A 12,789-nucleotide genomic window follows, 5' to 3' on the forward strand; every position below is an offset into this window, starting at 1 on the left:
TACGTGCCAATAGGTAACACGTAGCTTTAAAGCCAAAAGTGCCTTATAGGACGATTGCTGTTCCTGATCTATTGCTGAAAAATACAGATGTAAAATTTAAAGCATGAGTTAAGCAGAAATCTCTAGTTAAGCCACCGCAAACTCATCCACATCAATACGCACAGTCGAACGCTTCAACAAAGTCGCCACGGCTTTGACGAACTGTTGTGCCCATTCAGTGCGCTCTTTGAAACGCTCTTCACCCGCATATTTCGCAACATTTAACAGCATATCGACTAGCAAAATCTTGCCCACTGGACTACTAGGGGAGCACTCTAAGTCTTCAAACTCTTGGGCTAGCCAATCCTGAGCTTCATCTTTACTTAGATTTTGAATATCCTCAGGATGAACAATAAAGCTGTATTCACGCTCTGTTCCAAAATCAACAATAATAGTATTAGTCATAAATTATACTCTTCCAGAAATGGCTTTAGGCAAATAACTGATTTTAATCTAAATGAACAGTAGGGGGGAAGGAATGGGACGAGAAAACTATTTATCAGACTACCAGTAAGCTGGTTGTAAAACTTTGGGAGGAACTAGGAAATTGTTACTTATAAGAAGGACTGAGGTTTGGAGTTGCAGAGTTTTCCATAAATTAAAAAGGCACTTCTACTAAGCACCTTTTAATAAACTAGAACTTATTAAGCTTATGCCATTCATGTTGAACGATTTCGCTGAAAGCTACCAACATAGCAAATAACACCACTAAGCTAGCGACTAACTCAGCATGGAAGAAGCTAGCCGTTTGGGCAACTTCACTGATTAAGGCGGAATCAGCCAAAGCATGATTAACGGCACGCATCAATAGAAAAGTACCCAAAGTCACACATAACATCACTACAACTGCAGCTTGAGCCTTCCATGAGTGACGTAACACGATGGTTAAACGATCATTAAAACTGAATTTCATATTAGCCCCCTAGTTGAATTAGTTAAGATAATAATTATGTCTTTTTATCAGCCTAAAAAGTTCACATGATTTATAGAAAAACTTGGTAACCCAATGATTTCAAATAAATAAATTAAAGTGAATTAATCCAGTGCTAATACTTGCATTTTATCAGAAAAAATTGAGTAATGGTTGTTAACTGGTTACGCTTCCTCTACGTAAATGAACTTTGCAACTCGAATAGTGGATCGCTATTCATACAGCTAGCCGAGCAAAGCATCATTAGCCTGCTCTTTACTAAAGCGCGGTCTCACTACCATCACGTTTTGCATGTGGTTTCTAGGAAACCAACAACGCGATGGTAGTGGCCCGCGCAACGAGTGTAGCAAGCTAATTTTCTGAATGAACGACTGTCATTTACGTGATACAGCATAGCCGGCCTAAAGTCGGCTATTTTTTTATAAAAAATATTAAATACTATCGAGTCGCTTGCCATGACTAAGTTAACCCGTCAGCAAATCTACGATCAGATTAAAGCTACCTCGAAAGAACAATTTATTCTTAGCGAAATGCAGCGCTTAGGTTATTGGCCGAACGACCAAGCTCCCAGTCTGAACGCTGATTTAAGCAAACGTAAAGCCTATCTTCACCAACGCATTCGCACTCTCACTCAACAAGTCACTGATCCCACAGCAGCACTCAAAAAACTCCACAAAACAAGGATGAGCGAAGCGCTTGCTAAGCGTACTGAAACCAAGATTCAGCGCGAAGTGAAACGTTATCAACAAGCACTCGCTTGGCATGAAAGGCAACAGACGCAGCTTGATTATTTAGGCGATGCTGCAGGCTATCGACCTGACCCGCAAGCTTTACCCTCAAACTCACAAAGCCTTGAGCATTATGGTTTACCGATCTGTTCAACCGGCTTAGAACTGGCTAGCCTGATGGGGATTAGTTTAAACGAATTACGCTTCCTGACTTATAGCAATCAAGTCTCGCAGGTTCATCATTATCAACAATTTGCCATTCCTAAAAAAAGCGGTGGTACACGTTTAATCTCCGCGCCTATGCCACGCTTAAAACGTGCGCATTATTGGATTTTAGAGAACGTCCTACAGCCCCTAGCGCTCACAGAACAAGCTCATGGTTTCATTACTGGGCGTAGTATTGTCACCAATGCTCAACCACATCTAGGGCAACAGATTGTTATCAATTTGGATTTGAAAGACTTCTTTCCAACGATTACCTATGCACGCATTAAAGGCGTATTTGCCCAGCTTGGCTATAACCACGAACTTGCCACCCTCTTCGCTTTACTCTGCTCTGAACCTCTCACTCAAACCGTGGAGCTAGATGGGCAACGTTATTATCTGAATCAAAATCCGCGCCGCTTACCGCAAGGTGCACCGACTAGCCCTTACATAAGCAATTTAGTCGCCCGGCAATTGGATAAGCGCTTGCAGGGTTTAGCGACTAAATATGGTTTTATCTACACACGCTATGCGGATGATTTAACCTTTTCTACTCATAAGGCTGACGCTCCGATTCGCGGTTTATTGCATTGGGTGCATGCAATTGTCAAAGAAGAAGGCTTTCAGGTACACCCTAATAAGACGCGAATTATGCACCGTGGACGTCGCCAAGAAGTCACTGGTTTGACTGTTAATCAAGCACTGAATATTGAGCGGCACACTTTAAAACAATTTCGGGCCTTATTATTCCAAATTCAAAAAGATGGCTATGCAGGTAAAACTTGGGGCAAGAACCGTAATCTACTCGCAAGTATTAAAAGCTATGCACATTATGTGCGCATGATTAATCCAGTTAAAGGCGAGCAGTTTTTACAGCAAATTGCCTTGATTCAACAAACCCACGGTGTACCAGCGCAAACCTTAATACGTAGTACAGTAGAGTTTAGAAAGCGCTCGGCTCAAGGCGAATTACCTTTACCCAACATGCAAGTAGCGCAAACAGCACCCAAGCCACAACTGAGTGAACTTATTCATTACAGTGAAGTTTTAGCGCAAGTTGAACAGGCTCTCGGCTTAACACCCCAAACTGTTAAAACTGATCAGCCTCTGCCCACAGGCCCTGCTGAACCCCCAAAGCCTTCACTAGCTAATAATGTCTTTTCCCTATTTGCAGGGATATTCCGAGGCAAACCATGAAACTGCTCCGCCGCACCACACTCCATTTTCAACAAAGCAGTTCGGATAAAATCTACGAAGTGGATATTATTGCCTTGGATAGTAGTCAACACTTAGTCAACTTCCGTTATGGCCGCGCCGGCAAGACACTGACCGAAGGCAGTAAAACCCCTGCCGCTGTTAGCCTCGCTCAAGCTGAAACGCTTGCTAATAGCCTACTAGTCAGTAAGATCAATGGTGGCTATCAAGTTATTCAAGGCTATGACCCAATTAGTAAGACCGCTTTAGGCGCGGCTATTCAGCCGATACCCAATACGCTTACACCTACGCGCGCCAAACCGCATAATCGTGATGAAAAAATCCTTGCCCGCTTACAGCAATTTGCTTTAGGGCAGCGGGCGTTTACTAGCTTTAACGCAAATAAAACCATGGGTTATATTGATGGTTACTCACTAACCCGTACTATTTGGAAAGCGGGTGAATTGCGGATTGCAGGTTTGGTAGAAGCACTCCAAGCCATCTTAGCAAGCAAACCTCACTATTACGGCGAAGCTAAGGTTTTTTATTACTCTATCGCCTGGGCTGTGGCGCGTAGTCGTGATCCACTGGCTTTCAACTTATTAACGAGCATTCGTGAGCATCTGCCGGAGCATTTATATCAGTTTGCCCTACTACAAACCTCGCCTAATCCACAACTGTATTTGCCTACTTGGAAGGTGGTAGATTTAAAGGCTTTGCATGCTTGCATACAGACTTACGATCAAGCACAGCGCTGTTATCTACCAGCGTTTGAGCCATCTCAGCTAGAGTATTTTAAATTAGTCATTCAGCATCATGGTTTAAGTGAGGAATTAAATCAGCTCATAACACAACTCACTTTAGAAGATCTTAATCGTAATTATTTAAAACGTTATTTAAGCCCTGAAGTTCAGCTAAAACTCAAACTACAACGTGCGGCTTTTCCTGAATTGGAACCAGCGATTGACGATGTATTGCTGCATCGAAAAAATCAAGTCGTTGACCGAGCACTCCAAGCTCTACAAGCTAATTTTGAGCGCTATCAAAAGGCCTTACAAGGCATGCAGTGGCCACAGACTAATGCTTCGTTACGTGAAGCGGCACTCAGTGGGCGTTTAAATTCTATTTGGAATCATGATCTTGAAACCCGTATTAGGCGAGTCATGAATGCGAATGGGATTTCACGCAGCGATATTATTAAATATGCAGACATTTATGCCCAGCGCGGCAAAGCTATTTCTTCAACCCGTTTAGAGCAATGTCAACAGATCTTACAGGCACATGGCGCTTATCAGACCATCATGGCTTTATTGCCGCAAATCAATAGCTATCGCTTCTACTTACCTTACCTAAAAAGTGGCTTGAACTTTGAGATTAAAAGTCGTATCGATAAAGACCTACACCATGCCTTCACTCAACTGAGCGCCCAGCGCTTAATTCAGTTACGTAACGAGGCAGAGCAACAGATACAGCACCAACTGCAAAGTTTTCAACAGCATATTTTAGGCCTCTATGCCTGCACTCAAATTGATACCAGCAAACGCGTAGAGTTTTTAACCGCTCTGCCTTATTTAGAAGTTGAAGATTCGTTCCAGCCTAGCTTCCGCCAAGTTTATAAATTGGCTGAGCTATTGGATGATTATGAAGTATTAGCGCAGCTGAATCAGCGTTTAGAATGTGGGCACTCCTTTATTACAAGCGGTAGATATGGGCAAAAACCCTTTAGTCAAAATACCCAAAACTATTTCAAACGACGCATTGTACGTTTGCTCAATAAGCTCGCTAAATTTGCACCACAAAACTATACACAACTAGCGCAGCAAATTTTATTGCAAGCTGATGATCAAGCTGAATCTGCCCAAATTGTGCAAGGAATTACACATAAAGTCTTCCCAAAACTGCATGCAGTGAATTTTATTTTGCATACTCACAGCAAGCATTATCGTCCCAGCTACAAAAATGAATGGCGCTTGTTACAGGGAAAAGTTGCTGATTTGATCAATGTAGAAGCCTATCCAAAATTATGGAAGCAATCACCTGCTGACCTATTAGTGCTGTTACTGCACTGTAAAGCGCAAGTAGTGAATGATTTTGCCTATCGTCACTTGCAAAAACACAGTGGTTTTTTAAGCGAGCAACCCCTATCTGTGTGGCTAGATCTGGTTGTGCGACCTTATGAAAATACCGCAACTTTAGCCGCACAACAGCTGTTAACCCATTTACATGAATCTGTCGTTTGGGAGGCTTTATTAAGTGCACAGTTCGCAAGTATTCGCCAACTTGCTTTAAAACAATTAAGCGCACAACACTTCCAAAACTCCCAGGCTTTATTAGTGAGTCTATTATGTTCGCCCTATCAGGATGTCTATCAAGTCGCGAAGGACTATTTGTATACTGCACAACAAGATTATCCGAGTTTGACTACCGTACTGCTGGAACGTCTTAGTCTAACCGCAGAAACTACCCAAACGATCTTAATTCCCCGTCTTCAGTGGCTACTCACGCATCCTTTAGCAGGGCAAACACCACTCTCGGCACTACAAAATTTGTTAGTACAAGATCGGCTTGAGCTACAACGTTTAGCTGCAATCTTGATGGCTGAGTCTACTTATAGCTTTACCGCACTAGCCGCTTGCTTTGAGCACTTAGCGCAATCCACTGACCTTGAATTACAAGCAGCGGCAGTCGCTTTACTGGCTAAGCTTAACGATGCTGAGAAAGCGCAATATTTAGCGGTGATTGCAGCAGCTCTAGTTGATGAACAGGCAAGTTTACGCGCTCAAGCGGTACGGGTGATTGCCAGTATTCAGGATTTAAATCTACAGCACCAAGTTTGGCAATTATTAGTACCGGCATTGTTCAAAGCTGAACCCGTAGAAGGATTCAACGCTGACATTCTTCAAGCAGTACAAAGTCTTAATGCACTTTATCCGAGCATTGATGAAGATTTATTATGGCGTTTAATGACTGCCCAAAGCGCCCTGGCCCAACAAACTGGCGCTTTAATCTTACCAACTCGCAGCATCAAGCAATTCTCCATTAAGCAGCTGGCGATACTCACGAAAAATCCGAGCTTGAGCATCCGTGCTTGGGCTTTGCAGGCTTTAATACAGCAGCCCGAACAGGTTATGCGCGAATTTAGTGAGGCAGTACGCATCCTAGATAATCGCTGGGATGATACCCGCCAAGCGGCAATTTATTATTTGCAGCAATTGCCCAATGAATTCTGGACACCTGAAACAGTAGTGATGGTCTGTGATCAGGTCTATGCCGATGTACAACAATTAGGGCGTGAGTTAATGCTCAAGGCTTATAAAATGGGCGAAGGGGCTGTGTACTTACTACATTTAAGCCAGCATCCCTCTTTAGTGGTGCAACAATTTGTCTCCGATTTTTTGGTGCAAGCTACCCAACAGCAGCCCGAAGTGATTGTTCAATTAGAACCTTACTTTAAAACCGTGCTGATGCAGCTTAATCGTGCACGTTTAGTGAAAGATCGGGTTATTGCCTTCTTATTCCAGCAAGCACAATTGGATGAACAGGTAGGAAAAATGGTAGCGCAATTGTTTGCTGAACAATCACTGACGCGGGTACTTGCTGATCGTTCACAGTATCTAAAAACCTTGGTCGAATTACAAACACATCATGCTATTAGCTCCAGCGTTATCAAAATCATTCAACCTGAATTGAGGGTTTATTAATGGAATTTACCCGTCAGTATTTTGGTGCATCCCAAGTCAAACATGATGCCCAGCACAGCTCGATGAATTTTGTGCCCGATGCTTTGCGGCAACCCACTTTCTTTCGCGGTGAACTAGCCCACCACTTGCCTTTCCGTGAAGCTATGTCGGCCTTAAATGAAGTGGTCATTTCGGATACGCGCTATAAGCCGCGCGATAAAATTGATTACAAAACTTGGCTAAAAGCGCAAGAAGAGGTGTTTTTAACCCAAGCACTCGGCCAGCAAGCGGCGCTTGCAGAAGAACTGAGCAGTCTACGCTATGAATTAAAGTATTTACAAAGACAAGAACAGAAAATCAAACGACCTTATCTACAAGCCAAAAGCAACTACTTTCAATACCTCTATGAATTCGCGCGTGATACTTGGATTGTGCTTGATCCTGTGATTAGCGTGCATCCTGACTGCATTTTTTTTGAATGCTTTTCCGAAGATGAATCCAGCTATGGCAAATTAAGTTGTAGCTATGCGGTCTTTAAAAATATCCAAGAACAGGCTTTTGGCACTACCAATATTGATTATTCGCCCGCTTTATACCAAGAATTCCAAAAAATTCGTGATTATAAAACCACGCAATTTGTGATTGATCCGAGTGGTTTTGCGGTGAAAACCAGCTTAAGCGAAGATTTCAAAGAAGAAAAAATCGACTTACCGGATAGTTGGGTACGTGGTTTTTTACAAGTTAGTTCTGCTATGAGTTTGCCGCAAACTGAGCTTAGCCTGCACCCAATGGATTTATATAATGTGCTGCTGTTTTTAAAGCGCCATCAGGAAAAAGCCAGCCCACGCTCTTTGCGCTTTATTCTAAAGCCTGACCAACCCATTGAAATTCAACTCGATCCTTGGGGTGAGCTTATTTCTTGTCCACGTAGTTTCTATACTGGCAATACCGCACAAACGATTAGGATTTGGGGGCGGCGGCGTTTATTTATTTTAGAGCGTCTGATACCTATCGCTACACGCTTTAAAATTAATTTATTAGGCTCAGGCTTACCTAGCTTTTGGATAGCCGAAATGGAGGGAATGAACTTTACTTTGGGTTTATCGGGTTGGAGTGCAAATGATTTTTCGCGCTTAGGCAACTTTGATTTAATGGCTCCGCGCGGTGAAGTGGATAGTGCGACCGCTGAATTAGTTTTTAAGGCTCTCAATCAAACTTGGTGCGAAACTGCTGAGTCACTTGCCAAGCGCTTGCAGCTAGAGATTAATACGGTCACTAGCGCTTTAGGCATTTATGCTCAATATGGGCGCGTACTCTATGATTTGGACACTGGCCTGTATCGCCTACGTGAACTCAGCAAAGATTCTTTACCCATGCAGCAATTACGCTTTACGAATGAGCGGGAACAAAAAGCACAGCACTTTATTAGCGCAAACTTAGTAAACCTCAGTCAACGTGAACTATCTGAGCAACGCACCTGTTTAGCCGGTGAAGTCACTGATAATGCTAAGGTTTATAAACCAAACTTGACAATTGATGCAGACCTACGTTTAGTAGCTGGTGAATGCCAATGTCATTTTTATATTCAGCATAAACTACGGCAAGGCCCTTGTGAGCATCTACTAGCCTTACGTTTATTCAACCAACACTAAGGAATTGTGTGTCATTTAAAACTCTGGCAGAACTTACCTTAAAAATTCTTGAGCAAGGTTCTTATCAAACACCTACTGGAAAAATCGTAAGCTTCGACTTAACACCAGCAGTCGCTGGAACACGTCTATATACACCACAACAAGCGAAAGCTTTATTAGAATTAGAGCAAAGTAAGACTAGCTCCACCAACAACACACAGATTACGGTTACCTCAGAAAAGACTCAAGCAGCTGCTAAGCGTTTAGTACAAGATGAGGGATTAGACAATTTAGTGCTTCTTAACTTCGCTTCAGCACGTAATCCAGGTGGTGGTTTCATTGGCGGTGCACGCGCACAGGAAGAAGACTTGTGTCGTTGTTCTGGCCTATATTCGTGTTTAATGCCCCAAACTGCTTATTATGCAGCTAATCGTGCTCAAGACTCCTTACTCTATACCGATCACCTCATTTACTCCCCGCAAGTACCTTGGTTTCGGCAAGACAATAACGATTTATTAGAGCAAGCTTATTACGCCTCCGTAATTACTGCTCCTGCCCCCAATGCCGGCCAAGTACTATTAAAAAATCAAGCATCTGTTCAAGCGATTTATCAGACTTTGCATTATCGTGCAGGTTTAGTCTTAGCAATAGCTAAAGCCCATCAGCATGAAAATTTGTTATTAGGTGCTTGGGGTTGTGGCGTTTTTAAAAATGATCCACAACAAGTAGCGCAGGCTTTTGCCGATTGGTTAGCACAGCCACAGTTTAAAACTTGTTTTAAAAAAATTTGTTTTGCGGTTTATACCGTGGGTAAGAACAATGCTAATCTGCTAGCTTTTCAGCGTCAGTTCATAGCTTAACCCTAGTTATTTGCTGACATTAAAACTTGCCTTGGCAGCTGCATAAGTCACCGTAAAACCTGCAGCGACATTGATAAATGCCATTAAGGTTAAGAGCATAAAATAGCTATTGGCTGCCCAAGGCTTGATCAGCCAAATAATCAAATACACGATTAAGACCAGCGTAGAAATCACCCGCTCAATAATCGATAAATCATTAATACGGGTTGCTTTAAAAATCTCAAAATTTAACGCTATCAAGCCGGCCACCACCAACCAATCACCATAAGTCGGGCGCATGACCCCGTGTGAAGGCATCGGAATCGCTAATGGAATAGCCTCTAAACGTGCAGGAAAGAAGCCCAGCCAATGCAACAGGAGATAGAATACTAAAACTAGAGCAAATAAAGGGGTAACCGACATAGACACACTTCCTAAGGTTTGCTTTGAATATAGCTTTTCTCAAACCAATAGCAAGTACAGGCCAAAAGCTTAGCTATAAAACAGCTTTCTAGACCGAGTACTGGTTAAAACTAAGTTAAGACCTATTTGCCCTTTTCCTGCTCCAGCTTCGATATAGCGATCTCACCATTAATAGCGTTTTTTTAAACTAGCTTAGGGCTTGGGTTGGTAAAAAGTTGGTTTACAAAGAAAATCTATCTTTTAACAATTAAGCGTTGGTTGTTTTGAAATAAACTTTTTAAAATCGCGATAGGAGTTCCTAGTTATGTACAAATATATTTTAGCTGCAGCCCTTAGTCTCCCTACCCTTGCCTTTGCGGGTGAATGTGATCTTGAGATCACCGGGAGTGACATGATGCAATACGACAAAACGGAATTAACTGTACCAGCCACTTGTGAGGAAGTTAGCCTTACCTTAAAACATAGCGGTACGATGGCTAAGCAAGTGATGGGACACAACTGGGTACTTGCTAAAACAGCAGATATGGCGGGCATCACTGAAGATGGTATGAAAGCCGGTTTAGAGGCAAACTATTTAAAAGCCGATGACACTCGGATTATTGCTAAGACGAAAGTAATTGGCCCGACAGAAACTGATACCGTTAAATTCAAAATTAAAGATATTGCTGCAGATAGCGATTTAACTTACTTCTGCTCTTTCCCGGGTCATTCCAGCATTATGAAAGGCAAATTTATTATTAAGAAATAAATGGTTTTGTTTAGGTTCTGCTTTCAGGGTAGAGCCTAAACGACTTAGCTTTCCTAAGGTTTTTTAAACCATTCCCATACTCAGCCGAAACCCCATAAAGACAGGTGAAAAATACCAGAGCACACGTATTTTTTGCATGTTCAATCCCGTTGCATCCCCCTAAACTGTTAAGCATTGGCAAAGCATGAGGAGAGCTTTTAGCGCCACTGATGCCTTGCCCCCTTTATTCGGCTAGGCAGGAAAGACCCATGCAACTCGCAATTCCCTTTATGCAATTTCGTGGTGGCAGCTCGAAAGGTTTGTACTTTTTAGCCAGTGACTTGCCGTCTGAACCTGCCGAGCGTGATCAACTTATTTTGGCTGCAGTCGGACGAGAGGCGCGGCAAATTGATGGTTTAGGCGGGGCGCATCCTCTAACCAGTAAAGTCGCAGTAGTAAGTCGCTCAAGCCGCCCTGATGCCGATGTGGATTTCTTATTTGTGCAAGTGGTCGTGGGTGAAAATCGCGTCGATACCACGCCCAATTGCGGCAATATTTTAGCCGGTGTTGGTCCATTTGCGCTTGAAGCGGGTTTGATTCCCGTGCAAGGTGACACAACCACCGTGCGCGTGTATATGCTGAATAGCGCGAATCTCTGCGAACTTACGATTCAAACCCCGAATGGCAAAATCACTTATGAAGGTAACGCCAAAATTGATGGTGCCCCCGGCACATCTGCACCCGTCATTTGTAATTATCTTGATGTAGCAGGCTCGATTTGTGGCGCACTACTGCCTACAGGCAATACCAAAGACATTATCGACGGCATTCCCGTCACTTGTATTGATAATGGTATGCCGGTGGTCGTGATCAATGCCCAAGACCTAGGCAAAACCGGCTATGAAAGCTGTGCCGAACTGACTAACGATGCAGAATTTCGCGCCAAGCTGGAGGCTGTTCGTTTGAAAGTAGGGCCTTTAATGAATTTGGGCGATGTAACTAAAAAAGTCGTGCCGAAAATGACGTTAATCGCGCCCCCACAAAACGGTGGTCACATTAGCACCCGTACTTTTATTCCGCATACCTGCCATGATGCAATTGGTGTCTTGGGTGCGGTGTCGGTCGCAACCGCTTGTATTCTGCCCAACTCAGTGACTGAAGGTATTGCCGTTATTCCTGAGGGCAACCCGAAAAATCTATCCGTTGAACATCCTTCCGGCGAATTTTCCGTCGAGCTGGAACAGGATGCCAACGGCCATGTGATCAAAGCTGGACTCTTGCGTACTGCGCGACTTTTGAGTCGCGGCGAAGTGTATGTGATTGTCTAAACCATTCATTTTATTGGAGGAGAGCGTATGAGCAAACCCAGCTGCATGCCACCGGATAATAATACCCGCACCCCCTTGTATAAAGCGCCGGCGAAAGCTTGTGATGCGCATTGCCACGTGTTTGGCCCACATGCGCTTTTCCCCTATTCGGAAAAAGCGTCGTACTGGCCGCCCGATGCGGATAAACATGCGCTCAAACGCTTACACGATAAGCTCGGCATTGAACGTGCGGTATTAGTGCAAGCCAGTTGCCACGGTACGGACAATCGCGGCATGTTGGATGCGATTAAATCCAGTAATGGCGCGTATCGTGGCGTGTGTATCGCCAATGACAGCTTCACTGAAAACGATTTCCAAGACTTACACGATGGTGGTGTGCGCGGTGTGCGCTTTAACTTCGTCAAGCATTTAGGGGGTGCCCCTAATCTGGATAGCATGAAAACCGTACTGGAGCGCGTCAAACCCTTGGGTTGGCATTTAGTCATCCATGTGAATGCGGAAGATGTGATTACTTACGCCGAATTTTTCGATGCGATTAAGATGGATATTATCGTCGATCATATGGGGCGTGTACCAACCACGGAAGGCGTCGGGCAGCAAGCTTATAAAATCCTACTCGAGCGCATGCAGCGCGATAATTGGTGGATGAAAGTCTGCGGTTCGGAGCGTATCTCGATGGGGCCACCCTTTTATGATGCAGTCCCCTTCGCTCAAGGCTTTATAGAAATTGCCCCCGATCGGATTTTGTGGGGTACGGATTATCCACATCCGAATATTAAAAAGCATATGCCGAATGATGCCGATTTATTGGATTTAGTGCCCTTGATTGCGCGCGATGAAGCCATTCAGAAAAAGATATTGGTGGATAATCCGGCTCGCTTATACGGATTTCCAAATTAATTCTTATACTGGCATTAATAATATTTAAAAAATATTAATTCTTTGTTAATAGGCGTGAGCTTAAATTACTTAAAACTTCTCTAAAGCTCAATTATTAATAGTTGAGCTTTTTCCTGAGCCACAGTGAATTAATTAATCAATAGTCTTACACTAACTTTGATTAAT

General features: G+C 43.4%; 10 protein-coding genes. 7 read left to right on the forward strand and 3 right to left on the reverse strand.

Features of this window, described 5'->3' with window-relative positions:
* Nucleotides 1–126: 126 nt before the first annotated feature.
* Both Q0230_RS06715 and Q0230_RS06720 read right to left on the reverse strand, forming a co-directional pair.
* Entirely contained in the window at nt 127–444 is a 318-nt protein-coding gene (locus tag Q0230_RS06715; RefSeq protein WP_298609084.1) for a hypothetical protein, read from the reverse strand.
* A gap of 229 nt (nt 445–673) precedes the next feature.
* A complete protein-coding gene (locus Q0230_RS06720) occupies nt 674–952 on the reverse strand; it encodes a hypothetical protein (RefSeq protein ID WP_298609085.1) in 279 nt (92 codons plus the stop codon).
* 473 nt (nt 953–1,425) lie between these two features.
* Between Q0230_RS06720 and Q0230_RS06725 the strand changes: the two genes are divergently transcribed.
* The 4 genes from Q0230_RS06725 to Q0230_RS06740 are packed head-to-tail and all read left to right on the forward strand — an operon-like array spanning nt 1,426 to nt 9,267.
* Nucleotides 1,426–3,099: a reverse transcriptase family protein gene (locus tag Q0230_RS06725; RefSeq protein WP_298609086.1), complete on the forward strand. Its 1,674-nt coding sequence runs from the start codon at nt 1,426–1,428 to the stop codon at nt 3,097–3,099.
* Entirely contained in the window at nt 3,096–6,797 is a 3,702-nt protein-coding gene (locus Q0230_RS06730) for a hypothetical protein (protein WP_298609087.1), read from the forward strand. Before Q0230_RS06725 ends, Q0230_RS06730 begins: the two co-directional genes overlap by 4 nt.
* Nucleotides 6,797–8,428 (forward strand): hypothetical protein, encoded by a 1,632-nt coding sequence (locus Q0230_RS06735; protein WP_298609088.1) that lies wholly within the window; start codon nt 6,797–6,799, stop codon nt 8,426–8,428. The genes Q0230_RS06730 and Q0230_RS06735 overlap by 1 nt, the downstream gene beginning before the upstream one ends.
* A gap of 8 nt (nt 8,429–8,436) precedes the next feature.
* Complete coding sequence (locus Q0230_RS06740; RefSeq protein ID WP_298609089.1) at nt 8,437–9,267, forward strand: TIGR02452 family protein; 831 nt, start codon at nt 8,437–8,439, stop codon at nt 9,265–9,267.
* Between the two features lie 6 nt (nt 9,268–9,273).
* Here the strand turns inward: Q0230_RS06740 and Q0230_RS06745 are convergent, their stop codons facing one another.
* Nucleotides 9,274–9,669: a hypothetical protein gene (locus Q0230_RS06745; protein ID WP_298609090.1), complete on the reverse strand. Its 396-nt coding sequence runs from the start codon at nt 9,667–9,669 to the stop codon at nt 9,274–9,276.
* Between the two features lie 304 nt (nt 9,670–9,973).
* Between Q0230_RS06745 and azu the strand changes: the two genes are divergently transcribed.
* The 3 genes from azu (at nt 9,974) to Q0230_RS06760 (ending at nt 12,624) form a co-directional block, all read left to right on the forward strand.
* Nucleotides 9,974–10,417 (forward strand): azurin, encoded by a 444-nt coding sequence (gene azu, locus Q0230_RS06750; protein ID WP_298609091.1) that lies wholly within the window; start codon nt 9,974–9,976, stop codon nt 10,415–10,417.
* Between the two features lie 248 nt (nt 10,418–10,665).
* Complete coding sequence (locus tag Q0230_RS06755) at nt 10,666–11,724, forward strand: 4-oxalomesaconate tautomerase (RefSeq protein WP_298609092.1); 1,059 nt, start codon at nt 10,666–10,668, stop codon at nt 11,722–11,724.
* Between the two features lie 27 nt (nt 11,725–11,751).
* Complete coding sequence (locus tag Q0230_RS06760; protein ID WP_298609093.1) at nt 11,752–12,624, forward strand: amidohydrolase family protein; 873 nt, start codon at nt 11,752–11,754, stop codon at nt 12,622–12,624.
* Nucleotides 12,625–12,789 lie beyond the last annotated feature (165 nt).

The organism is uncultured Thiothrix sp., assembly GCF_937876535.1.
In the GTDB taxonomy this organism is placed as follows: Bacteria; Pseudomonadota; Gammaproteobacteria; order Thiotrichales; family Thiotrichaceae; genus Thiolinea.